17 protein-coding genes and 1 pseudogene are annotated in these 23436 nt (G+C 72.2%); 12 read left to right on the top strand and 6 right to left on the bottom strand.

The window, feature by feature from the left end; all coding sequences use genetic code 11:
- Nucleotides 1-46: 46 nt before the first annotated feature.
- Entirely contained in the window at nucleotides 47-1339 is a 1293-nt protein-coding gene (locus GA0070564_RS06645; protein WP_091603897.1) for an acetyl-CoA C-acetyltransferase, read from the top strand.
- 104 nt (nucleotides 1340-1443) lie between these two features.
- Here GA0070564_RS06645 and GA0070564_RS06640 read toward each other — a convergent pair whose 3' ends face one another.
- Together GA0070564_RS06640 and GA0070564_RS06635 are read right to left on the bottom strand one after the other, a co-directional pair.
- Entirely contained in the window at nucleotides 1444-3744 is a 2301-nt protein-coding gene (locus tag GA0070564_RS06640; RefSeq protein ID WP_091603894.1) for a right-handed parallel beta-helix repeat-containing protein, read from the bottom strand.
- Nucleotides 3745-3875: 131 nt separating this feature from the next.
- A complete protein-coding gene (locus GA0070564_RS06635; RefSeq protein ID WP_091603892.1) occupies nucleotides 3876-6173 on the bottom strand; it encodes a right-handed parallel beta-helix repeat-containing protein in 2298 nt (765 codons plus the stop codon).
- 200 nt (nucleotides 6174-6373) lie between these two features.
- On the opposite strand from GA0070564_RS06635, the gene purB reads away from it, so the two are divergent.
- Nucleotides 6374-7795, top strand: coding sequence for an adenylosuccinate lyase (purB, locus tag GA0070564_RS06630; RefSeq protein WP_091603889.1), 1422 nt, complete (start codon nucleotides 6374-6376; stop codon nucleotides 7793-7795).
- Between the two features lie 134 nt (nucleotides 7796-7929).
- On the opposite strand, the pseudogene GA0070564_RS06625 reads toward purB, so the two are convergent.
- A pseudogene (locus tag GA0070564_RS06625) lies at nucleotides 7930-8452 on the bottom strand (YbjQ family protein).
- Nucleotides 8453-8917: 465 nt separating this feature from the next.
- On the opposite strand from GA0070564_RS06625, the gene purS reads away from it, so the two are divergent.
- From purS to GA0070564_RS06605, 4 genes are read left to right on the top strand one after another with little or no spacing between them, the layout of a single operon-like run.
- Nucleotides 8918-9181 (top strand): phosphoribosylformylglycinamidine synthase subunit PurS, encoded by a 264-nt coding sequence (gene purS / locus GA0070564_RS06620; protein WP_091603887.1) that lies wholly within the window; start codon nucleotides 8918-8920, stop codon nucleotides 9179-9181.
- Nucleotides 9178-9861, top strand: a complete 684-nt coding sequence (gene purQ / locus GA0070564_RS06615; RefSeq protein WP_091603884.1) for a phosphoribosylformylglycinamidine synthase subunit PurQ — start codon at nucleotides 9178-9180, stop codon at nucleotides 9859-9861. The genes purS and purQ overlap by 4 nt, the downstream gene beginning before the upstream one ends.
- A 22-nt stretch (nucleotides 9862-9883) precedes the next feature.
- Nucleotides 9884-12721: a phosphoribosylformylglycinamidine synthase subunit PurL gene (gene purL, locus GA0070564_RS06610; RefSeq protein ID WP_091603883.1), complete on the top strand. Its 2838-nt coding sequence runs from the start codon at nucleotides 9884-9886 to the stop codon at nucleotides 12719-12721.
- On the top strand, nucleotides 12702-13481 hold the full coding sequence (locus tag GA0070564_RS06605; protein WP_425412408.1) for a 2-phosphosulfolactate phosphatase: 780 nt from the start codon (nucleotides 12702-12704) through the stop codon (nucleotides 13479-13481). Before purL ends, GA0070564_RS06605 begins: the two co-directional genes overlap by 20 nt.
- Nucleotides 13482-13580: 99 nt before the next feature.
- On the opposite strand, the gene GA0070564_RS06600 is transcribed toward GA0070564_RS06605, so the two are convergent.
- A complete protein-coding gene (locus tag GA0070564_RS06600; protein WP_091603879.1) occupies nucleotides 13581-15731 on the bottom strand; it encodes a COG1361 family protein in 2151 nt (716 codons plus the stop codon).
- A 102-nt stretch (nucleotides 15732-15833) separates the two neighbouring features.
- On the opposite strand from GA0070564_RS06600, the gene GA0070564_RS06595 reads away from it, so the two are divergent.
- The 5 genes from GA0070564_RS06595 to amcA all read left to right on the top strand — a co-directional run bounded on the left by GA0070564_RS06595 (nucleotide 15834) and on the right by amcA (nucleotide 20540).
- Nucleotides 15834-16196 (top strand): sterol carrier family protein, encoded by a 363-nt coding sequence (locus GA0070564_RS06595; RefSeq protein ID WP_091604686.1) that lies wholly within the window; start codon nucleotides 15834-15836, stop codon nucleotides 16194-16196.
- Nucleotides 16197-16356: 160 nt separating this feature from the next.
- The gene (gene purF, locus GA0070564_RS06590) at nucleotides 16357-17898 is read left to right on the top strand and encodes an amidophosphoribosyltransferase (protein ID WP_091603875.1); all 1542 of its coding nucleotides are present in this window, start codon (nucleotides 16357-16359) and stop codon (nucleotides 17896-17898) included.
- A gap of 60 nt (nucleotides 17899-17958) precedes the next feature.
- A complete protein-coding gene (purM, locus tag GA0070564_RS06585; protein WP_091603872.1) occupies nucleotides 17959-19113 on the top strand; it encodes a phosphoribosylformylglycinamidine cyclo-ligase in 1155 nt (384 codons plus the stop codon).
- Between the two features lie 121 nt (nucleotides 19114-19234).
- Nucleotides 19235-20338 (top strand): cyclophane-forming radical SAM peptide maturase AmcB, encoded by a 1104-nt coding sequence (gene amcB, locus GA0070564_RS06580; RefSeq protein WP_342672531.1) that lies wholly within the window; start codon nucleotides 19235-19237, stop codon nucleotides 20336-20338.
- Entirely contained in the window at nucleotides 20307-20540 is a 234-nt protein-coding gene (amcA, locus tag GA0070564_RS06575) for a multiple cyclophane-containing RiPP AmcA (protein WP_091603866.1), read from the top strand. Before amcB ends, amcA begins: the two co-directional genes overlap by 32 nt.
- Nucleotides 20541-20697: 157 nt before the next feature.
- Here amcA and GA0070564_RS06570 read toward each other — a convergent pair whose 3' ends face one another.
- Both GA0070564_RS06570 and GA0070564_RS06565 read right to left on the bottom strand, forming a co-directional pair.
- Nucleotides 20698-20916, bottom strand: coding sequence for a DUF3073 domain-containing protein (locus tag GA0070564_RS06570; protein WP_088969216.1), 219 nt, complete (start codon nucleotides 20914-20916; stop codon nucleotides 20698-20700).
- Nucleotides 20917-21221: 305 nt separating this feature from the next.
- Nucleotides 21222-22304, bottom strand: coding sequence for a Glu/Leu/Phe/Val family dehydrogenase (locus tag GA0070564_RS06565; protein WP_091603863.1), 1083 nt, complete (start codon nucleotides 22302-22304; stop codon nucleotides 21222-21224).
- A gap of 177 nt (nucleotides 22305-22481) precedes the next feature.
- Between GA0070564_RS06565 and GA0070564_RS06560 the strand changes: the two genes are divergently transcribed.
- Nucleotides 22482-23321: a DUF8083 family protein gene (locus GA0070564_RS06560; protein ID WP_091603860.1), complete on the top strand. Its 840-nt coding sequence runs from the start codon at nucleotides 22482-22484 to the stop codon at nucleotides 23319-23321.
- Nucleotides 23322-23436: the final 115 nt, after the last annotated feature.

Below are 23436 nucleotides of genomic sequence, written 5' to 3'. Positions count from 1 at the left end.
CCTACTGGCGAGTAGGTTCAGGGCAAACCTTTCAGGAGGCGGGATCGTGCAGAACATCCGGCGGGTCGCGGTCATCGGCGGCAACCGCATCCCCTTCGCCCGCTCCAACTCCCGGTACGCCGGCGCGTCCAACGCCGACATGCTCGGCGCCGCCCTCGACGGGCTGGTCGCCCGGTTCGGCCTGGCCGGGCAGCGGGTCGGCGAGCTGGTCGCCGGGGCCGTCCTCAAGCACGCCAAGGACTTCAACCTGGCCCGCGAGGTGGTGCTCGGCTCGAAGCTCGACCCGCACACCCCCGCGTACGACATCCAGCAGGCCTGCGGCACCGGGCTGGAGGCCGCCATCCTGGTCGCCAACAAGATCGCCCTCGGGCAGATCGACGTCGGCGTCGCCGGCGGAGTCGACACCACCTCCGACGCCCCGCTCGCGGTCAACGAGGACATGCGACGCACCCTGCTCAAGCTCAACAGCGCCCGCACCCTCGGCGAACGGCTGAAGATCGCCGCCAAGCTCCGCCCGCACCAGCCGTTCAAGCCGGAGATCCCGCGCAACGCCGAGCCGCGTACCGGGCTGTCCATGGGCGAGCACGCCGCCCGCACCGCGCTGCGCTGGGAGATCGACCGGCAGTCCCAGGACGAGCTGGCGCTCCGCTCGCACCAGCGACTCGCCGCCGCGTACGAGAAGGGGTTCTTCGACGACCTGGTCACCCCCTACCTGGGGCTCACCCGCGACCAGAACCTGCGACCGGACACCAGCCTGGAGAAGCTCGGCTCGCTCAAGCCGGTCTTCGGCAACCGGGGCCCGGACGCCGACCGGGCCACCATGACCGCCGGCAACTCCTCCCCGCTCACCGACGGCGCGTCCACGGTGCTGCTCGCCTCCGAGGAGTGGGCGCGCGAGCACCACCTGCCGGTGCTGGCCTGGTTCTCCTGGTCGGAGAACGCCGCCGTCGACTTCGTGCACGGCGACGAGGGACTGCTGATGGCCCCCGCGTACGCGGTGCCCCGGATGCTGGCCCGGGCCGGGCTGACTCTCCAGGACTTCGACTACTACGAGATCCACGAGGCGTTCGCCTCGCAGGTGCTGGCCACCCTGGCCGCCTGGGAGTCGAAGGAGTTCTGCTCCGACCGGCTCGGCCTGGACGCCCCACTCGGCGCGATCGACCGGGACAAGCTCAACGTCAACGGCTCCTCGCTGGCGGCCGGGCACCCGTTCGCGGCGACCGGCGGCCGGATCGTGGCCACGCTGGCCAAGCTGCTCGCCGAGAAGGGCAGCGGACGCGGGCTGATCTCCATCTGCGCGGCGGGCGGGCAGGGCGTGACGGCCATCCTGGAGCGCTGACGGCCTCCGGGCAGCGGCTTGCCGCCGGTTGCGGCGAGCTCTGGCCGGAATGCGGACGCCCGCCCGGCTGGTGTGCCGGGCGGGCGTCGGGTGGTGCGGGTGGGTCAGCCGAGGGTGAACTTCTCCCAGAGGCCGATGGTGGTGCGGTTGGCGATCAGGGGTTTGGTGCCGGCGCTGTCGGCGGTGATGATGCGGTTGTTGGCGGCGGCGCGCAGGCTGACGGTGCCGTCGGTGTTGTGGAGGATGGTGAAGGTTTCCCACTGGCCGATGCTGGTGCGGTTGGCGATCAGGGGCTTCGCGCCGCCGTTCTCGGCGGTGACGAAGCGGTTGTTGGCGCGGGAGAATAGCGCCCACTTGCCGCTGCCGAGGTTGACCAGGTCGTAGCGCTGCCAGGAGGAGACGGAGGTGTCCTTGGCGACCAGCCAGCTCTTGCCGCCGTAGGTGGAGGTGACGTAGCGCAGGTTGACCCGGGCCTTGAACCAGGAGTTCGCGTCGTTCACGCCGACCCGGTGGAACTTCTCGGCCACGCCGACGCTGGTCTTGTTCGCGTACAGGTAGCCGGTGGTGGCCACGCTGACGTACCGGCCGTTGGCGGTCGACTTCAGGCTGACCGTGCCTCCGGCGCCGGCGGTGAGGACGAAGCGCTGCGCGACCCCCACCTGAAGGCTGTTGAGCCGAAGCGGATCCGACCCGTTGGTGGTGAGGTAGCGCTGGGCCTGCTGGGAGAAGACCGCGACCTGCGCGTTGCCGGCGTCCACCAGGTCGAACTTGTCGGTCGAGTCCACGCCGTACCGGTTGGCCTGCACGAGCTCGCCGGCCGGCGCGACGTAGCGCAGGTTGTCGGCGGCGAGCAGGCTCACCGTGGAGATCCGGCGCAGCGCGCTCACCGTCTGGCTGGTCTCGCTCGTCGGGCCGGAGCTCGGGATGACCTTGACGGAGACCGTGTAGGTGCCGGGCAGCGGGTAGTAGCGCCGGGCGATCGGGGAGGCCTGGGTGATCACCGTGCCGTCGCCGAAGTCGAACCGGTACGACGCGATCGGGTAGGCGCCGGGCTTCGAGGCGCCCGCGTTCGCGATGACCGAGAGGGTCGCCGGGTCCACCGTGAGGGCGAGCGCGGCCGACGGAGTCGGGACGGCCTCGGTCGCGCCCCGGTCGGCGTACGCGATCGGGCCGGCGCCGGTGTTGGCCAGCCCGAGGTCGTCGATGCGGGCCACGCCCAGCCGGTCGGTCATCGGGTATCCCGGGGCGGCCGAGTTCGCCGAGTCCCGGTGGTTGGCCGGGTTGCTCCGGTCGTGGGCGGCCTTACCCGTGGCGGAACGGAAGGCGGCCAGGGTCAGATAGGTGCCGTTCCAGGAGTAGGCCTGGCCGGCGGGACCGGACACGTCGTTGTAGTCGACGACCGTGTTCACCGCGGAGTTGCCGGCGACGAGGATGGCCGCCCCGTACGTGGCGCAGTAGACGTTGCCGACGTCGCCCTCGGGTGACCTGTCGATGACGTTGTTCTGGACGATGACACCCGAGGAGTTGCCCTGGACCCGGATGCCGTCGCCGCAGTTGGTCGTCATGGAGTTGTTGACGATCGTGGTGCTGTCGGCGGAATTGGTGACGATGGCCGGGCGGCCCAGGAGAGTGTCGATGACGTTGTTCGCCACCACCGTGCGGGCCGCACCCGGTTCGATGCTGATCGCCCCGTCGCGGGACGCGTCCATCTCGTTGCCGATGATCTTGTTGTCGGAGCCGTAGACCAAGACCCCCGTGGAACGGCCGTCGCTGAAGCCGGAACCACCGAATCGGGAGGAGGTGACGGTCACGCCCGTGGTGGCGGCGTCCAGCCACACGCCGGTCCCGTAGGGCGACTCGATGGAGGACTTCTCCACCGTTGCGCCCCTGACGGCGGTGAAACTGATCGGTGCCTGGGCGTCCGGGGAGGCATGCGAGTTGTCGGCCGTGACGCCGCTGATTCGGATCCCCGACGCGTTCCGGACGTCGAGCGCCGGGACCCACCCCCACTGGTCGATCCGCAGGTTGCGGAGCACGACGTCGTGCTGACCGTCGATGACGAAACCGGAGTCGGGGCCGCCCCTCATCAGCGGTTGGTCGGCGCCGGTCCCGATCCCCTCGAAGGTGATCGGCTGGTCCGCCGTGCCGGACCTGGAGACGGTGACCCGCTCGGAGTAGGTGCCGGAGTTGATCCGGACCACCGTCCCGGCGGTCGCCGCCCCCGCGGCGGCGCCGATCGTGCAGAACGGGGCGCTCTGGCTGCCCGGGCCGGAGTCCGAGCAGGCGGTGGAGTTCTTGTCGACGTACAGGTAGGTGGGGTCGGCGGCCTGGGCCGGCGATGCGGCGAGCAGGGCGCCACCGGTGACCGCGACAGCGGTCAGGCCGGCGAGGGATGATCGGTGCATGGCGCTCCTCGATCGAGGGGAGGCGTCGTCGCGGTAGCAGACCGCGTGCTGTCTCTGCACAGGGATTCGTGGCCGGAGGACCGCCGCTCGCCCGGCGGGATGCCGGGCGGGCGGCGGGTGGTGCGGGTGGGTCAGCCGAGGGTGAACTTCTCCCAGAGGCCGACGGCGGTGCGGTTGGCGATCAGGGACTTCGCGCCGGCGCTGTCCGCGCTGACGTAGCGGTTGTTCGCGGCGGCCCGCAGGCTCACGGTGCCGTCGCTGTTGTGCACGACCGTGAACCGTTCCCACAGGCCGACGGTGGTGCGGGCGGCGATCAGCGGCTTGGCGCCGGCGCTCTCCGCGGTGACGAAGTGGTTGTTGGCGCGGGAGAAGAGCGCCCACCTGCCGCCGCCGAGGTTGACCAGGTCGAAGCGCTCGGCGGTGGAGACGGTGCTGCGATTGGCGATCAGCCAGCTCTGGCCGGCGTACGGGGCGGTGACGTAGCGGGAGTTCACCTTCGCCTTGAACCAGGAGTTCGCGTCGTTGACGCCCACCCGGTAGAACTTCTCGGCGATGCCGATGGTGGTCTTGTTGGGATAGAGGCCGCCGGAGTTCGCGACGCTGACGTACCGGCCGGTGGCGGCGTACCTGAGGCTGATGGTGCCGTCGGCGTTGGTGCTGATGGTGAAGCGTTCCTCCGCCCTCACCGACGAGCTGTCCAACCACATCGTGATGTCGTCGGTTCGCAGGTACCGTCGGTTCTTCTGCGAAAGGATCGCCACCTGCCCGTTGCCAGCGTCGGCGATGTCGAACTTGTCGGTCGAGTCAACCCCGAAACGGCTGGCGTCCGCGCCCGCCCAGGTCGGCTGCACGTAGCGGAGGTTTGCGGCTGACAGCAGGCTCACCGTGGAGATCCGCCGCAGGACGCTGACGTATCTGGAGTAGCTGCTCGTGGGACCGGCGGTCGGGACGACGGTGAGGTAGATCCGGTAGTCGCCCACGGTGGCGTACCGGTGGGTGGCGACCGGGGACGCCTGGGTGACCACGGTCCCGTCGCCGAAGTCGAACCGGTACGAGGCGATCGGGTACGAGCCGCGCGTGGAGCCGGACGCGTCGACGGTGACCGAACGAACGCCGAGGTCCAACGTCGTGGAGAAGACGGCGGTCGAAAGCCGGAGGAGCTCGGTCGCGCCCCGGTCGGCATACGTGATCGGACCGGCGCCGGTGTTCGCCACATCCGGGTCGTCGACGCGGGGCGTGCCCCTGCGGTCGGTGGCCTGATAGCCGGGAGCGGCCGAGTTCGCGGAGTCGGCGTCACCACCGGGCGGGTAGAACCCGGACCGGTCGTGGGCGCCCTGGCCGGTGCGAGTGCGCAACGTGGCGAGATCCATCAGGACGCCGCCCCAGGAGTAGTCCTTGCTGGGCAGCGAGCCGTGAATGGTGTTGTTGTAGTCGACCACGGTGTCGGTGACGGCCTCGTCGTGAACCGCCACCTCGGTGCCCTGCTGGGACGCGTAGTGGCAGGAGTTGGACCAGGTGACCCCGTTGTACCTCAGGACGTTGTTCTGCACCGACACCCCGGCCGAGGCCCCCTCGACCCGGATGCCGTCGCGGCAGCGTGCCCCGACGGTGTTGTTGGTGATCGCGGTGCCGGTGCCCGCGCGGTTGCGGATGCCGTACCCGGCGCCTCCGGAGATCGCGTTGTTCGCCACCACCGTGCCCGTCGCTCCGGGCTCGATCTCGACGGCGGCATCCGAGAAGCCGGCGACCGTGTTGTTGACGATCGTGTTTCGTGCCCCAGCCACCCGGATGCCAAAGCTGTCCGGAGTCTTGTCGTAGTTGCTGCTCCCGCCGACCGTGGAGCCGGTCAGCGTCACGCCGCTGGTCGTGGCGTCCAGAGCGATGCCGTTGACCAGCGGGCTGCCGTACACGCTGAGCTTCGTGAGGGAGGACGCGGCGACGGCGGAGAGCCGTACCGCGGGGACCGTCGCGCCGCCCGGCATGTTGAACCGCATCCCGTCGACCGTGACGGCCGAGGAGTCGCGGAGGTCGAGCGCGGGAGCCGCGCTCACCGAAACGGCCTGGAAGCCCAGGATCCTGACGTCGTGCTGGCCGTCGACGGTGATGCCGGCGGTCGCGCCGTACAGCTGGACGTTCTGACCACGGAAGGTGATCGGCTGGCCGGACGTGCCGGAGCTGCCGATGGTGACCCGCTCGCGGTAGAGGCCACCGGCGACCTCGACGGTCTGGCCGGCGGCGACCACCCCGGCCGCCGCGCCGATCGTGCAGTACGGCTGTTCCTGCGTCCCCGGACCGGTGTCCGAGCAGGCGGCCGAGCCCTGGGCGACGTAGAGGGTGCTGGCCTCGGCGGCCTGCGCCGGTGAGCCGGAGAGGAGAGTGCCGCCGGCCAGCGTCAGAGCGGCCAGGCCGGCGAGGGGGGTTTTGCGCATGGGCGTCCTCGACTGAGGAAGAAGAGAAGGTCGGCTCGCGCCGGACCGGTGATGCCAAAGATGATCACATGCTTTCCGTCGGCCCGCTGACCGCTACGACATTTCGGGCACAAGGCGTAGGCGGGAGCAGGGACGCCCGGCTCCACGCCGGGCCGCACCGCCGGGCTGGCGGGCGGGCCCATCGTGAAAGACTGAGGTACGTGACGATCCCGAACGTGCTCGCCAACCGGTACGCCTCCCCCGAGCTGGCCGCCCTCTGGTCGCCGGAGCAGAAGATCCGCCTGGAACGGCAGCTCTGGCTCGCCGTGCTCAAGGCCCAGCGGGACCTGGGCGTGCCGGTGCCGGACGGGGTGGTCGAGGCGTACGAGCGGGTGGTCGACGACGTCGACCTGGCCTCGATCGCCGAGCGGGAGCGGGTCACCCGGCACGACGTGAAGGCCCGGATCGAGGAGTTCAGCGCGCTCGCCGGGCACGAGCACGTGCACAAGGGGATGACCTCCCGGGACCTCACCGAGAACGTCGAGCAGCTCCAGGTGCGCCGCTCGCTGGAACTGATCCGGGACCGGGTGGTGGCCGCCCTGGCCCGGTTGGCCCGGCACGCCCACGAGTACTCCGGCCTGGTGATGGCCGGCCGGTCGCACAACGTCGCGGCGCAGGCCACCACGCTGGGCAAGCGCTTCGCGTCGGCCGCCGAGGAGCTGCTGATCGCGTACGAGCGGCTGTCCGACCTGATCGAGCGCTACCCGCTGCGCGGCGTGAAGGGGCCGGTGGGCACCGCCGCCGATCAGCTCGACCTCTTCGACGGCGACGCCGACAAGGTGGCCGAGCTGGAGCGCCGGGTCGCCGGGCACCTGGGCTTCGCGCGGGTGCTGGACAGCGTCGGCCAGGTCTACCCGCGGTCGCTGGACTTCGACGTGCTCTCCGCGCTGGCTCAGGTGGCCGCCGCCCCGTCGTCGCTGGCCACCACGATCCGGCTGATGGTCGGCCAGGAGCTGGCCACCGAGGGCTTCAAGCCCGGCCAGGTGGGCTCCAGCGCGATGCCGCACAAGATGAACACGCGTTCCTCCGAGCGGGTGAACGGCTTCGCGGTGATCATCCGGGGCTACCTGTCGATGGTCGGCGAGCTGGCCGGCGACCAGTGGAACGAGGGCGACGTCTCCTGCTCGGTGGTCCGCCGGGTCGCCCTGCCGGACGCGTTCTTCGCCGCCGACGGACTGTTCCAGACCTTCCTCACCGTGCTCGACGAGTTCGGGGCGTACCCGGCGGTGATCAACCGGGAGCTGGAGCGCTTCCTGCCGTTCCTGGCCACCACCAAGATCCTGGTCGGTGCGGTGCGCCGGGGCGTCGGCCGGGAGGTCGCGCACGAGGTGATCAAGGAGCACGCGGTGGCCGTGGCGCTGGCCATGCGCGAGAAGGGCGCCCCGGAGAACGACCTCTTCGACCGCCTCGCGGCCGACACCCGGCTGGGTCTGACCCGCGCCGAGATCGACGCCCTGGTCACCGACCGGGCCGCCTTCACCGGCACCGCCGAGGCCCAGGTCGCCCGAGTCACGGCCCGCATCGCCCGGATCGTCGAAACCCACCCCCAGGCCGCCACCTACACCCCACCCCCCATCCTCTGACCCCGGGTTCCCGCGCGTTGATCATGAAGTTAGCGGCGATGTCGATCTCCAAAAGTGCCGCTAACTTCATGATCAACGGGGTGAGGCCCGGTGGGGCGGGGGCCGGGGTGAGGCCCGGTGGGCGGGGGCCGGGGTCAGGAGCCGCGGGTGGGGGTGTCGGGGGCGGAGGTGAGGTTGGGGGCGCTGGCCGGCTCGGCGATGCCGCCGGGGGCCTCGGTGAAGCCCGGTTCGTGGGCGGTCTCGGCCGCGATGGCCGGCTGGTCCGCCGGCATGACGTCCGGTGTCTTGGGTGCGACGATGACCGCCGTCCCGTACGCGCAGATCTCCATCCACATCTCACCGCAGTCCCGGCTGTCGAACCGCATGCCGATCACGGCGTTCGCCCCGAGTCGCAACGCCTCCTCGCCGAGGCGGGCCACCGAGTCGGTCCGCCACCGGGTCAGGTTGTCCGGCGCCAGTGGGTCGTAGGCGCCGCCGCGCAGGTTCTTGACCCCCTCGCGGTAGGGGTTCCGTGTCCTCGCCATCGACGACACCACTTCGCCGAGGATCTGGCGGATCTCGTAGCCGGGCAGTTGATCAGTCGTCACCACCAGCACGTCTCCGATGCTGTCAGGACGCCCAGGGGCCGTTCCGGCGGGCGTGGGCGGCCCGTCGGATGCTGCGAAACGAAGCGCGCCGGACGTCGCGTACCGGGTGGGCCGTGCCGGGCCGCAGTGGTGCCGAACGGACCGGTCGGGGCGGGGGGGCACCGAACCGGCCGAGGCCGGCCCGAGGGAGTCGAGAAGCCGCAGTTGCGGTCGGGTGGGGCGGACCGGGGCGAATCCCCGGCTTCCCGGACGGTTGCCGCACTGACCGTCGTCTATCGAGTGGCGGGCGCCACGGATCCTTGATCGAGTCAGACCGATGTAACGATTTGGCCACCTCCAGCGCCACGAAAGCCCTGGTCCGGGCACGTTCCGCGCCGGACGGAACACCCCGCGCAGCCGTGCGTGGCCGGTTACGCCGATCACTGCCCGAACCGCGCCCGGCCGGTGCGTCCGGGGCGGTATCTGCCAGGTAGGCTGGCTCCGCTCGCCCGTTGTCGGGCCGGCACCCAACTGCGTACACAGTCAGGAGTGCCCAGTGCCTCGCGTCGTCGTCGACGTCATGCTCAAGCCCGAGATCCTCGATCCTCAGGGCCAGGCCGTCGCAAACGCGCTGCCCCGGCTCGGCGTCGATGACGTCGCCTCGGTTCGGATCGGCAGGCGGATCGAGATCGAGTTCACCGGAGAGCCGGACCTGGACCGGGCCCGGGAGATCGCCGACAAGTTGCTCGCCAACCCGGTCATCGAGGACTTCACCGTCCACCTGGTCGAGACCGACGAGACCGCGGGCGCGCACCCGTGACCGCGCGGGTCGGTGTGGTCACGTTCCCCGGCTCGCTCGACGACGGGGACGCCGCCCGGGCCGTCCGGATCGCCGGCGCCGAGCCGGTCCGACTCTGGCACGGCGACCCGGACCTGCACGGGGTGGACGCCGTCGTCCTGCCCGGCGGGTTCTCCTACGGCGACTACCTGCGCTGCGGCGCGATCGCCCGGTTCGCCCCGGTGATGGAGACCGTCGTCGACGCCGCCCGCGGTGGCCTGCCGGTGCTCGGCATCTGCAACGGTTTCCAGATCCTCTGCGAGGCGCACCTGCTGCCCGGCGCGCTCACCCGCAACCAGCACCTGCACTTCCGCAACCGTGACCAGGTCCTGCGGATCGAGTCCGCCGGCACCGCCTGGACCAACGCGTTCCAGCCCGGCCAGGAGGTCCTGATCCCGGTCAAGAACGGCGAGGGCTGCTACGTCGCCGACCCGGCCACGCTGGACCAGTTGGAGGCCGAGGGCCGGGTCGTCGCCCGCTACGTTGGCGGCAACCCCAACGGTTCGCAGCGCGACATCGCGGCGATCACCAACCCCGCCGGCAACGTCGTCGGCATCATGCCCCACCCGGAGCACGCCGTGGAGGCGCTCACCGGCCCCTCCCTGGACGGTCTCGGCTTCTTCACCTCGGTGCTCAAGCACCTGGTGGGGGCCCCGGCGTGAGCGAGCGCAGCGAGGAGAGGTCATGACCACCCATCCGGAACCGGCCGTGCGGGAGACCCCGGACGCCGTCCCGGCCGAGCCGCAGGCGACCGCAGTGGTGCCGCAGGCCGGCCCGGTCGACGCCGGGCGGCGCACCGAGGCGGCCCCGGCCGACGACTGGTCCGCGGGCGTGGACACCGTGGGGCGCGCCGACGCCACCCCGGAGGAGCTCCAGCCCTACGCCGAGCTGGGTCTCCGCGACGACGAGTACGACCGGATCCGGCACATCCTCGGCCGTCGCCCCACCCAGGCCGAGCTGGCCATGTACTCGATCATGTGGAGCGAGCACTGCTCCTACAAGTCGAGCAAGGTGCACCTGCGCCAGTTCGGTGAGAAGGCCCCGCCGAGCGACCGGCTGCTCGCCGGCATCGGTGAGAACGCCGGCGTCGTGCAGATCTCCGACGAGCTGGCGGTGACCTTCAAGGTCGAGTCGCACAACCACCCCAGCTTCGTCGAGCCGTACCAGGGCGCGGCGACCGGTGTCGGCGGCATCGTCCGGGACATCCTCGCCATGGGCGCCCGCCCGGTGGCGGTGATGGACCCGCTGCGCTTCGGCGCGGCAGACCACCCGGACACCGCCCGGGTGCTGCCCGGCGTGATCGCCGGCGTCGGCGGCTACGGCAACTGCCTGGGCCTGCCCAACATCGGCGGCGAGGTCGTCTTCGACCCCTGCTACCAGGGCAACCCGTTGGTCAACGCGCTCTGCCTGGGCGTGCTGCCGGTCGACCGGCTCCAGAAGAAGGACGCCACCGGCCCCGGCAACATCGTGGTGCTGATGGGCGCCCGGACCGGCCGGGACGGCATCGGCGGCGTCTCCGTGCTGGCCAGCGCCACCTTCGACGAGGGCAGCGAGCAGCGCCGCCCGTCGGTGCAGGTGGGCGACCCGTTCATGGAGAAGCTCCTGATCGAGGCCTGCCTCGAGCTGTACGACGCCGAGCTGGTCGTCGGCATCCAGGACCTCGGCGGCGCCGGGCTGACCTGCGCACTGACCGAGACCGCCGCGTCGGCCGGCACCGGCATGCGGGTCTGGCTGGAGCGGGTCCCGCTGCGCGAGGCCTCGATGGAGCCGCACGAGATCCTAGCCAGCGAGTCCCAGGAGCGGATGCTGCTGGTGGTCACCCCGGAGAAGCTGGAGGCGGTGCTCAAGACCGCCGAGAAGTGGGGCGTCTGGGCCACCGCGATCGGCGAGGTCACCGCGCCGTCCCCGGACGGCCAGCCGGGTCGGCTCGTGGTCACCTGGCGCGACCAGCTGGTGGTGGACGTGCCGCCGGGCTCCCTGGTCGACGACGGTCCGGTCTACGCGCGCCCGATGCGCGAGCCGGCCGACCTGATCCTGCTCCAGGCCGACCGGGCGGAGACGCTGCCCCGGCCGGCCAACCCGGACGCGCTGCGGGAGACCCTGCTGCGCATGATCGCGTCGCCGAACCTGGCCGACAAGACCTGGGTCACCGAGCAGTACGACCGGTACGTGCTGGGCAACACCGTGCTGGCGCAGCCGGAGGACTCCGGCGTGATCCGGATCGACGAGCGGACCGGCCTGGGCGTGGCCCTCTCGGTCGACGGCAACGGCCGGTACGCGCGCCTCGACCCGTACCACGGCACCAAGCTGGCGCTGGCCGAGGCGTACCGGAACGTGGCCGTGACCGGCGCGAAGCCGATCGCCGTCACCAACTGCCTGAACTTCGGTTCTCCGGAGGACCCGGGCGTGATGTGGCAGTTCGCCGAGGCCGTGCGCGGTCTCGCGGACGGCTGCCTGGAGCTGGGCATCCCGGTGACCGGCGGCAACGTCAGCTTCTACAACCAGACCGGCGCGGCGGCGATCCACCCCACCCCCGTGGTGGGTGTGCTCGGCGTGCTGGACAACGTGGCCGAGCGGGTGCCGATGGGCTTCGTCCCGCGGGCGGCCGGCGACCACGACCAGATCTTCCTGCTGGGCGAGACGCACGTGGAGCTCTCCGGCTCCGAGTGGGCGTGGGTGACCCACGAGCACCTCGGCGGCGTACCCCCGATGGTGGACCTGGGTCGGGAGCGGCAGCTGGCCGACCTGCTGGCCGAGGCGGCCCGGGTGGGTCACCTCAGTTCGGCGCACGACCTCTCCGACGGCGGCCTGGCGCAGAGCCTGGTGGAGTCGTGCCTGCGGCGTGGCGTCGGCGCGCGGGTGGTGGTGCCGGAGCGGTTCGCTGGCGGCACCATGCCGTTCGTCTACCTGTTCAGCGAGTCCTCGTCGCGGGTGCTGGTCTCGGTGCCGCGCGGCCACGAGAAGGCCTTCACGGCGCTCTGCGCCGAGCGGGGCGTGCCGTGGGAGCACATCGGTGTGACCGACCCGGCCGGCGGCGCCCTCGAGGTGTACGGCCAGTTCCGGATCGGCCTGGACGAGCTGCACAGGGCGCACACCTCGACGCTGCCCCGGCTCTTCGGTGGCGCCGAGGCGACTCCGCCGGCCGCGTTCGCGCAGCCGGCCGCCGCCGTCGCGGCGCCGGTGGCCCCCGCGGTCGCGGCCGGCACCGGGCCGGAGACGGTCGGCGCGCCGGGAGCGGTGGACGGAACGGCCACGGTCGACGAGGCCCGCGAATCGGATGTCCCGGCTGCGCCGGTCACGCTCGACGAGCCGGTCGGGTCCGTCGAGGGCGACGAGCCCGCCGGGCCGCCCGCGGTCGACGCGCCGGTCGCCACCGACCAGCCGGAGTCGCCGGCCGTCGCCGAGGCGGACGCGTCGGAGGCCGACCGGTCCCCGGGCACGGTCCCGCCGGCCGAGCGGGACGGCCCGCCGGACGCCGAGCCGGCTGACGGCGCGGAAGCCGGTGCGTCTCAACAGCGCTGACGCGGTGGCCGCCGCCGTCTACGGCCAGCCCGGCTCCGGCGCCCGGTTCGACTGGGGGCTGGCCGGGGCGGCGGAGCTCGGCCGCGTCTGCTCGGTGCTGGTGGTGGTGGACGTGCTGTCGTTCACCACCGCCGTGGAGGTGGCGGTCGGCCGCGGCATGCGGGTGCACCCCTTCCCCTGGGGGGAGCAGGCGGCCGAGTACGCCCGCCGGGTCGGTGCGGTGGCGGCGGTCGGCCGGCGTCGGACCACCCCGGAGCAGCCCTGGTCGCTGTCACCGGCGGCGCTGAGCCGCGCGCCGGTCGTCTCCGACCTGGTGCTGCCCTCCCCGAACGGCTCGGCGATCAGCGCCGCGGCCAGCGCCACCGGCCTTCCGGTGGTCGCCGCCTGCCTGCGCAACGCCCGCGCCGTGGGTCGTTGGCTCCGCCAGCAGGGGTACGGCGGCACCGACACCCCGGTCGGGGTGGTCGCCTCCGGTGAGCGGTGGCCCGACGGGTCGCTGCGTCCGGCGGTGGAGGACCAGCTCGGTGCGGCCTGCGTGCTGGACGCCATCTCCGGGGTGCGCGGCGGGCTCTCGGTGGAGGCGGCGATGACGCTCGCCGCGCTGGCCAGCACCCCAGACGTGCCGGCCGCCGTGCGGGGCTGCGTCTCCGGTCGGGAGCTCACCGAGGGGGGCTTCGCGCAGGACGTCGAGGTGGCGGTCCAGGTGGGTGTCTCCACCGTGGTGCCGGTGCTGCGGCAGGGCGTCTTCACCGCCGCCTGACCGGTCCGTCCATCAGGGACGAAGAAGCGGTGGCCGCCCCCGTGGGGACGGCCACCGCTGTCGTCGTGCGTACCGGCGGGGCCTCGGCCCCGCGTCGGGTCAGTCGTCCAGCCAGTCCAGCCGGCGACCGCCCCGTTCCTGCTGCGGCGGCGGTCCGTCGGCCCGGCCGCGACCGGGCTGGCCCTGGTCGTTGTAGTAGCCGCCGCCCTGCTGCTGGTCGTACGCGGCGCCGTCGTAGCCACCGCCGCGCTGCTGCGGGGCCTCGCCGTAGCCGCCGCCGGGCTGCCCGCCGCCGTACCCGCCGTCCTGGCCGCCGCCGTAGCCACCACGCTGGTCGTAGCCGCCGCGCTGCTGGTCGTACCCGCTGCCCTGGGCGGGGTAGGCGTCGCCGCGCTGCTGGTCGTAGCCGCCGCCGTAGCCGGGCCCGGACTGCTGGCCGCCGTCGTAGCCGCCGTACCCGGCGCCCTGACCGGCGCCCTGAGCGGTGCCGTAGCCGCCGGCACCCGGTTCGCCCGCCCGGCCGTACGACGGGGGCTCCTGGCCGTAGCCGTGCCCGGGGTCGCCGGTGGGCTGGTAGGTGCTGGTCGGGTAGGGGTCCGCCGGGGGCGTGTAGGACCCGGTGCCCTCCCCGGTGTACCGGCCGGTGGGCTCGTCGAAGCGCTCACCGTAGCCACCCGCGCCCTGGCCGCCGCCGTAGCCACCGGCCGGCGCGCCGTACCCGCCACCCGAGGCGGGGGCGTTGCCGTAGCCGGCGCCGGAGGCGGGGGCGTTGCCGTAGCCGGCGCCGGAGGCGTTGCCGTACCCGCCGCCCGAGGTGGGGCCGTTGGGGTAGCCGCCCTGGGCGCCGTACCCGCCGCCGGAGGCCGGGGCGTTGCCGTACCCGCCGTAGCCGCCCTGGCCGGTCGCCTCGTCGCCGTAGCCGCCGCCGGCCCAGCCGGGCTGACCGGCCGCGCCACCGCCACCGAAGGCGGGCGGGGGAGCGCCGTACGGGTCCGGCGGGACGTCGTCGACGACGGGACGCTGGAGCATGGTGGGCGCGTCACTCATCGCGGCGCCGCCGACCATGGTCGGGTCCGGCCCGGCGCCGACCCGGTTCACCACCCGGGTCTGGTCGTCGGCCCCCCGGTACGCCCCACGGGCCGCGGGCACCGCGCCGGCCGCCGCCGCGCCGGCCGGGCCGTCCACGTCGCCGTCGTCGTCGGCGTTCTCCTTGCGCTTCATGTAGAGCAGCACGATGGTGCCGACGCCGACCGCCACGAAGAGGCCGCCGAGCAGGATGAGCAGCCAGGACGCGCCGCCGCTGTCCGACTCGGACGCGGCGGCCTCGGCCTGCTGGCTCGGGGCGGCCCCGGCGGCCGGGGCCTGGGTGGCGGTGTCCTCGGTGGGCTCCTCGGTCGGCACCGGAGCCGCCGTCGCGGCGGCGGAGGCGGAGGCGGAGGCTGAGGCGGACACGCTGGGCTTGACCTCCACCGGGATCGCCAGGCTGATCCGCTGGCCGGTCAGGCTCTGGCCGGCGCTCGCGTTGATCGACCTGGTGCCGAGGACGGTCTCCTTGCTCGCCCCCAGCTGGATCTGGCCCGGGACGATCGGGTTCGACTGCGAACCGACGAAGCGGAAGTTGCCGCTGCCGTCGCTGGTGGTCTGGTAGCGGTGCTGGGCCGAGTCCAGGAGCATCACCGTGGCGTTCGGCACCGGCTCGCTGTTGGCGGTGACGACCACCTTGCCGGAGACCGACTTGACCGTCTGGACCTGCGTCGGGGTGGGCGACGGCTTGGGCTTGCCGACCAGGGTGACCTGGGTCGACGCCTCCTTGGTCTGCTTGTCCGGCCCGTTGGAGTCGGTGGCCTTGATGGTGATCGTGGCGGTGCCGTCGGCAGCGTCGTCGGCCAGCTTGAAGGTGGCCTGGAAGGTGCCGTTCTGGTCGACCCGGCTGCCACCGCAGCCGTCGACGCAGTTGAGCTTGCCCTCACTGGACGTGACCGAGACGTCGGCGGGGCCGATCGGGTCGGAGAACGAGAGCGAGTAGCTGACCTTGACGGTGCCGCCCGCCTCGACGGTGCTGGGCGAGGCCGCCACGTTGTTAACGTCGGGGGCGGCCAGGGCGGGTGTGGCGGGGACGGTCAGCAGCGCGCCGGCCACCAGCGCCACGACCACACCGGCCCTAAGCTTCCAGGCACGTCGGTGTGTTGACACGTCCACCGCCTTCCGGTCTGACTTCCCTGGCCGGCCAGGTGCCGGGCCGCGGATCATCACGGTACGAATACGCCGTCGGCAACTATGCCTTGTCTGACCGGATCGGCGCGACCCAGGGGCGACGTGCCGACGGGGCTGCTCAGGTCGTATCGTCCCGTCGTGTCCTCTCCGCACATTAAGTCCACCGCGGTCGTGGCGGCGCTGGCGGCGCTCGACGAGGGGCGTACGCCCGAACGGCCGGTCCTCCGGGACGCGGTCCGTGCGCTGTTGACCGCCCTGGTGGAGCGCGCCCCCGGCCGATCGGTGGAGGTGCGTGTCCCACCTTACGGTGCAGTTCAGTGCATTCCCGGTCCCCGACACACCCGCGGCACCCCGCCGAACGTGGTGGAGACGGATCCGCAGACCTGGCTGGCCGTGGCGACCGGGCGGCTCGCCTGGTCGGAAGCGGTCAGCGACGGTCGGATCCGGGTGAGCGGGATCCGCGCCGACCTGTCCGGTTACCTCCCGGTCCAACCGGGCTGACGTCACCCCGTTCGACTACAAAGAGCAGTTGAATCGTGACTTTCTGTATCGACGGGGGTTCGCGTACACTGTCAGTCGACGACAGTGGTCCCGGCCGACCGCGTGGTGCGCCCCCCGGCACTCCCGCCAGGCCAGTCCAGACCAGCATGAGGGAGCGGCAGTGCCCCGAGGCGACGGCCGGCTGAGCCACGACCTTGATCCCGAGCGACCCGGCCCCCAGGACGCCTGCGGCGTCTTCGGCGTCTGGGCCCCGGGTGAGGAGGTCGCCAACCTCACCTACTTCGGGCTCTACGCCCTCCAGCACCGCGGCCAGGAGGCCGCCGGCATCGCGGTGAGCGACGGATCGGGCGTGGTGGTCTACAAGGACCTCGGCCTGGTCGCCCAGGTCTTCGACGAGCCCACCCTGGCCAGCCTGCGCGGACACGTCGCGATCGGGCACGCCCGCTACTCCACCACCGGCGGCTCCACCTGGGAGAACGCCCAGCCGACGATTCGTTCGACCAGCTCCGGCACCACCATCGCGCTGGCGCACAACGGCAACCTGGTCAACACCGCCGAGCTCCAGAAGGAGGTCGCCGAGCGGGGTCTGGTCGCCGACATGGCCACCAACGACACCTCGCTGGTGACCATGCTGCTGGCCGGCCGGCCCGACCTCTCCGTCGAGGCCGCCGCGCTGGAGGTGCTGCCGACGTTGCGCGGCGCGTTCAGCTTCGTCTTCATGGACGAGTCGACGCTCTACGCGGCGCGCGACCCGCACGGCGTGCGTCCGCTGGTGCTCGGCCGGCTGGAGCGCGGCTGGGTGGTGGCGAGCGAGACCGCCGCGCTGGACATCGTCGGCGCGAGCGTGGTCCGCGAGGTCGAGCCGGGTGAGCTGATCGCGATCGACGCCGACGGGCTCCGCTCCGCCCGGTTCGCCGCGCCGGAGCCCAAGGGCTGCCTCTTCGAGTACGTCTACATCGCCCGGCCGGACGCCACCATCGCCGGGCGCAACGTGCACGCGGCGCGGGTGCAGATCGGCCGGCAGTTGGCCAAGGAGCACCCGGTCGAGGCCGACCTGGTGATCCCGGTTCCCGAGTCGGGCACGCCGGCCGCGATCGGCTACGCGGAGGCGTCCGGCATCACCTACGGCGCCGGCCTGATGAAGAACCCGTACGTCGGTCGTACCTTCATCCAGCCGTCGCAGACCCTGCGCCAGCTCGGCATCCGGCTCAAGCTGAACCCGCTGCGGGAGAACGTCCGGGGCAAGCGGCTGGTGGTGGTCGACGACTCGATCGTGCGCGGCAACACCCAGCGGGCGATCGTGCGGATGCTGCGCGAGGCCGGCGCGTTGGAGGTGCACGTCCGCATCTCCTCCCCGCCGGTCAACTGGCCGTGCTTCTACGGCATCGACTTCGCCACCCGGGCCGAGCTGCTGGCCAACGGGCTGGACAACGAAGGCATCCGGCGCTCCATCGGCGCCGACACGCTGGGGTACGTATCGCTTCCCGGTCTCATCGCGGCGACCGAGCAGCCGAAGACCCGGCTCTGCCGGGCGTGCTTCGATGGGGAGTACCCCATCGAGCTGCCCGCGGGGAACCTGATCGGCAAGCACGTCCTCGAAGGTGTGGGACGCCGGGTCACCGGCCCGGCGCCCGAGGCTCCGGAGCACACCGACCCCGCGCTCGTCGCCACTCCGGGCGGCGCGACCGTACACCGCCCGTAGCACCACCGGCGTCGCCCGGACACCGCCGGTGCGGCACCGAGAACCACAAAGGGGAGAACCGTGACGCACGTGTCCGAGCGCAGCGGCGCAGGAAGCAGCCCGACCGGATCCGGTGGCGACCGCCAGCCGTGGACGGCCGGCAGCGGCCGTGCCGGGCGCAAACGCTCGGTCTCGTACGCCGACGCCGGGGTGTCGATCGACGCGGGCGACCGCGCGGTCGAGCTGCTGAAGTCCAAGGTCAAGTCGACCCGGCGGCCCGAGGTCATGGGCGACCTGGGCGGCTTCGCCGGCCTGTTCCGGCTGGACACCCAGAAGTACAAGCGCCCGATCCTGGCTTCCTCGACCGACGGCGTGGGCACCAAGCTGGTGATCGCCCAGCAGATGGACATCCACGACACGGTCGGCATCGACCTGGTGGCGATGGTCGTCGACGACCTGGTGGCCTGCGGCGCCGAGCCGCTGTTCCTGCTCGACTACATCGCCACCGGCGAGGTCGTTCCGGACAAGGTCGCCGAGATCGGCGCCGGCATCGCCGACGGCTGCCGGTACGCCGGCTGCGCGCTGCTGGGCGGCGAGACCGCCGAGCACCCCGGCGTGCTCCGCCCGGACGAGTACGACATCTCCGCCACCGGTGTCGGTGTGGTGGAGGAGAGCGAGATCCTCAGCTCGGAGCGGGTCGAGGTGGGTGACGTGGTGATCGCCATGCGCTCCTCGGGCCTGCACTCCAACGGCTACTCCCTGGTCCGGCACGTGCTGCTGGGCGCCGGCCGGATGCGGCTGGACGTGGTGATCGACGACTTCGGCCGGCAGCGCACGCTCGGCGAGGAGCTGCTCACCCCGACCAAGATCTACGCCCAGGACTGCCTCAAGCTGATCGCCGAGGCGGAGGTGCGGGCCCTGGCCCACGTCACCGGTGGCGGCATCCCGGGCAACCTGGTCCGGATCCTGCCGGAGCACGTCGACGCGGTGGTCAACCGTTCCACCTGGAAGCCCCAGCCGGTCTTCGACCTGGTCCAGTCCAAGGGCCGGATCGAGGACCCGGAGATGGAGGCGACCTTCAACATGGGCGTCGGCATGTTCGCCATCGTCTCGGCGGAGGACGCCGACCGGGCGCTGGCGACCCTGACCGGCCGTGGCGTGGACGCCTGGCAGGCGGGCGAGATCATCGAGGGTTCCGGCAACGTGCAGATGGTCGGTCAGCACACCCGGGGTTGATGATCACTCTCGGGTGATCGTCCGAGCACCTGATCAGGTCTTCACCCGAGTGGCCATCGCCGCCTAGCCTGAAGGTTCGCTCTCAGGCTGGGAAGGAGGGCCGATGGCCGCTCGGGCGGGCATGCGCGGCATCGCCGCCGTGCCGTCGTACGTGGTGATGCAGCCGACAACCCTCTGCAACCTGGACTGCGCCTACTGCTACCTGCCGCTGCGCGGCGAGGACCGGCGGATGCCGGTGGCCGTGGCCGAGGCGGTGGCCCGCGCGGTGAACCCGTGGGCGAGCGCCGGCCGGTTCTCGGTGGTCTGGCACGGCGGGGAGCCGCTGGCCGCCGGCCGGGAGCACCTCGCCGCGCTGATCGCGCCGTTCGATCCCGAGGTCGAGCACCACGTGCAGACCAACGCCACGCTGCTCGACGACGCGTGGTGCGGGTTCCTCGCCGAGCACCGGGTGCGGGTGAGCGTGAGCGTGGACGGGCCCCGGGAGCGCAACGGCGACCGGGTGACCCGGGGCGGCCGGCCCGCGTACGACCGGATCGTGCGCGGGGTCGAGGCGTTGCGCCGGCACGGGCTGCCCTTCTCGGCGCTGGCCGTGGTGAGCCGCCCCGGTCCGGGCCTCGCCGCGGAGCTGTACGACTACTTCCTCGACCTGGGCTGCGACGTCCTGGGCATCAACATCGAGGAGACCGAGGGGGTCAACACCCGGGGGAACGCGCACGACGCGGCGGCGGTGACGGCGTTCTGGGCGGAACTGGTGGCGGCCTGGCGGCGGGACCCGCGGATCCACCTGCGCGAGGTGGAGTGGTCCCTGCGGTACGCGGCGGCGATCCTGGACGGCGCCGCCGACGACCTGCTGCCCCGCCGGCTGGACCCGATCCCGACGGTGGGTCACGACGGCTCGGTCACCGTGCTCTCCCCGGAGCTGGCCGGCTTCACCGACCCGCGGTACGGCGACTTCAGCAGCGGCAACGTGCTGGTGACGCCGTTGGGGGAGATCCTGGCCGGTGCCGGGGGCACGCCCTGGGTGGGTGAGTTCCTCACCGGGGTGGAGGCGTGCCGGGCGTCCTGCCCGTACTTCGGCTTCTGTGGCGGCGGCCACGCGGCCAACCGTTACTTCGAGCTGGGGCGTTTCGACGGTACGGAGACCGAACACTGCCGCAACAGCAAGATCCACCTACTGGAGGGAGTGTTGCAGCATGCCCGAGACCACGAGTCACCGGCAGCCTGAGCGGACCGGGGAGGTCGAGGATCCGGTCGCCGACCGGGTCCGTGCCGCTGCCACCGGTCTGACCGCACTCCTGCACGAGGCGGAGGAGGCCCGCCGGTCGCGGGCGGAGGTGGCGGGCGGCGACGGGGCCAGCGCGGTCTGCGCCTGGAACCACTTCGAGAACATCCCGACGTTCTACAACTGGAACAACCGACCCCGCTGAGCGCGGGTACGCCCTGCGGATCAAGGGACCTGACGGGGTTCGCCGGGCAGCACCGCCCGGCCCGGCAGGCCCTTGATCGCCGGTTGGTACGCCGACCTTCCAGCGGACACATGGGTGAGCACGCGGGAGTTACCGCGTGCTCAGCTGTGTCCTTGGATCAGCGGGTCGGACGGGCCCAGGGATCAGGGTCGTCGTCCGCGTCGTGGTCCTCGTCATCGTCGTCGACATACTCTTTGTAGTCGTCGTCGAAGTCGTGGTCCGACTTACCAGCACCCGCCAGTTCGCGCTGCAAGGCGGTGAGGTCGGTGTTCGGGGAGTGGTACTTCAACTCCCGGGCCACCTTCGTCTGCTTGGCCTTAGCACGGCCGCGCCCCATGGCTCGACCCCCTCGCACAGAATTCGGGGCAGCCCGAAGGCGGGCCCCGATGACGTCAGGCATCTCTCGTGGCTCTTACGGTACATGGGGATGCCACCGTTCGGCACCTCGGGTTACCGCTGGCCGGCTCCGCGCGTCGCGGTCACCCGACCGTGACCCAGTGTACCGGGTAAGGAGTGGCCGCCGGGGTGGCCGTGACACCGTCAAAATGCTACAAATCATCCCCAGAGCACCTTAGCGCCCGGCCGTCCGACGGCACCACCCGGGGAGGCCGGCTCGCGGCCGGAATCCCCGGGTGGCCACGGTCACGACAGGCGGATCGTCCGCAGCCGGCCGATGTCGGCCATCCGCCGCTCGGCGAGCCGGTCCGCAGCCGCCGCGGGCGGTACGCCCTCGGTGTCGGCCAGGCGCAGGATCTCCCGCGTGGTGTCGAAGATCTTCGTGGCGCGCAGCTTGGCCCGGTCGAAGTTGAAGCCCTCGATCTCGTCGGCCACCTGGATCACGCCGCCCGCGTTCACCACGTAGTCGGGCGCGTACAGGATGCCCCGGTCGGCGAGGATCTTCTCGATGCCGGGGTGGGCGAGCTGGTTGTTCGCGGCACCGGCGACCACCTTCGCCCGCAGCGCCGGCACGGTGTCGTCGTTCAGGGCGCCGCCCAGCGCGCACGGGGCGTACACGTCGATGTCGGCGGCGGCCAGGGCCGAGGCGTCCTCGACCAGGGTGACCTGGGGGTAGGTCGTGCGGACCCACTCCAGGGCCTTCGGGTTGACGTCGGTGGCCACCACCTCGGCGCCGTCCTCGATCAGGTGCCCGGTGAGGTACTTGCCGACCTTGCCCAGGCCGGCCACGCCGACCCGCCGGCCGGCGAGGGTGGGCGTGCCCCAGACGTGCTCCGCGGCGGCCCGCATCCCCTGGAAGACGCCCCACGCGGTGAGGATCGAGGAGTCGCCGGCCCCGCCGTGCTCCACGCTGCGGCCGGTCACGTAGCGCGTCTCGCGGGCGATCACGTCCATGTCGGCGACGTAGGTGCCGACGTCGCAGGCGGTGTAGTAGCGGCCGCCGAGCGACTCGACGAAGCGGCCGTACGCGCGCAGCAGCGCCTCGCTCTTGAGCTGATCCGGGTCGCCCCAGATCACCGCCTTGCCGCCGCCGAGGTCCAGGCCGGCCAGCGCGTTCTTGTACGCCATGCCGCGGGAGAGGTCCAGCACGTCGGCCAGGGCGGCCTCCTCACTGGCGTACGGGTAGAACCGGGTGCCGCCGAGCGCGGGGCCCAGCGCGGTCGAGTAGATCCCGATGATCGCCTTGAGGCCGGACTGCTTGTCCTGGCAGAACACGACCTGTTCGTGACCGGTCGATCCCGGGTCGTCGGTGCTGGCGAATACGCCCATGGCTGACTCCTGTGACGGCGGGCGCCCTTGTGGGTGCGCGGACCTGGTGGACACCGGCGGGGATGCTGCCGGTGGTGCAGAGCCTAATATCGGCCGACGCCGTACTGTCGTCCGCGTCACGCGCGATCCCGACGTGCGGACGGGGGATGGCTCCAGGATTCGTGGGAGGATCGCGCCGTGCCGTCGCTCTTCGCTTCATACCTGCGGGTGTACGAGCCGCTGTCCGCGTTCGACCGGGAGCGCCAGTCGTACTGGCAGCGGTACGTGACCGACGGGCGCGCGGTCACCCCGGCGGAGGGCCCCGGCCGGCAGCGGACCGCGGTGATCGAGGCGCTCGGCGCGGGCTGGACCCGGCTGCCGGACCTGCCCGACGAGGCGTACGTGCTGGAGGCCGACGAGGCGCTGCTGGTCTGCCCGTGGAACCTGCGGATCCGGGTGGCCGAGGCGGCGCTGAGCGCCCGCGAGGGGGTGCCGTCGGTGCTCGCCGACGCCTTCGTCCCCCCGATCCTCGCCGGTCAGGCCAAGGCGGTGGTGGACGACTGGCGCAGCGGCGCGCGGGTGCTGGAGCACGGGGTGCCGCGGCTGCACGAGCAGATCGCCACCTGGGGTGTCCCGCTGCGCTGGTTCGTGCTCGTCGACGCGACGGAACGGGAGCTGGTCACCGGGCCGGGGCGGCGGTCGCTGCGCTACCGCACGGAGATCTCCAAGGCCCGGCGCCGGTCGTCGCGGGCGCTGTCGGTGCTGCGCAAGTCGGTCGGCGAGGCGCCGATCACCGAGGCGGTCGAGGAGGCCGCCCGCTGGCTGGAGGAGTTCCACCCGCGGTCGGTGGTGGAGCTGGACTACGGCGGCCTGGTCGACCTGCTGCCGGACGAGACGCTGACCGCCGACGACTCGCCGGAGCTGGTCGCGGCGGGGCTGGCGGCGCTGTCGCGCAGCGAGGCGGAGGAGGCCTCCGAGGCGTACGACAAGCTGGTCGCCCGGTGGCGCGCGGTGCAGCTGCTCGAGCGGTGCAACTGACCGCAAAGGCCACAATGAGGCAGGTCAATCCGAGATCAGCTCGTAGTTGACGCTTCACGAACCGTGATCATCCGTCCCATTAAGGCGGTTTCTGCGGTGTAAAAGTCGTAAAAAT

Origin of the sequence: Micromonospora mirobrigensis, assembly GCF_900091555.1 — a bacterium.
Taxonomy (GTDB): Bacteria; Actinomycetota; Actinomycetes; order Mycobacteriales; family Micromonosporaceae; genus Micromonospora; species Micromonospora mirobrigensis.
Note: the sequence above shows the minus strand (reverse complement) of the source record. Positions and strands in the feature narration are given on the sequence as shown.

What these genes read in the sequence shown, in the direction of transcription:
- GA0070564_RS06640 (WP_091603894.1), bottom strand. Translation starts at nt 3,744, where the DNA reads ATGCACCGATCATCCCTCGCCGGCCTGACCGCTGTCGCGGTCACCGGT.
- GA0070564_RS06635 (WP_091603892.1), bottom strand. Translation starts at nt 6,173, where the DNA reads ATGCGCAAAACCCCCCTCGCCGGCCTGGCCGCTCTGACGCTGGCCGGC.
- purL (WP_091603883.1), top strand. Translation starts at nt 9,884, where the DNA reads ATGACCACCCATCCGGAACCGGCCGTGCGGGAGACCCCGGACGCCGTC.
- GA0070564_RS06600 (WP_091603879.1), bottom strand. Translation starts at nt 15,731, where the DNA reads ATGATCCGCGGCCCGGCACCTGGCCGGCCAGGGAAGTCAGACCGGAAG.
- amcB (WP_342672531.1), top strand. Translation starts at nt 19,235, where the DNA reads ATGCGCGGCATCGCCGCCGTGCCGTCGTACGTGGTGATGCAGCCGACA.
- amcA (WP_091603866.1), top strand. Translation starts at nt 20,307, where the DNA reads ATGCCCGAGACCACGAGTCACCGGCAGCCTGAGCGGACCGGGGAGGTC.
- GA0070564_RS06570 (WP_088969216.1), bottom strand. Translation starts at nt 20,916, where the DNA reads ATGGGGCGCGGCCGTGCTAAGGCCAAGCAGACGAAGGTGGCCCGGGAG.
- GA0070564_RS06565 (WP_091603863.1), bottom strand. Translation starts at nt 22,304, where the DNA reads ATGGGCGTATTCGCCAGCACCGACGACCCGGGATCGACCGGTCACGAA.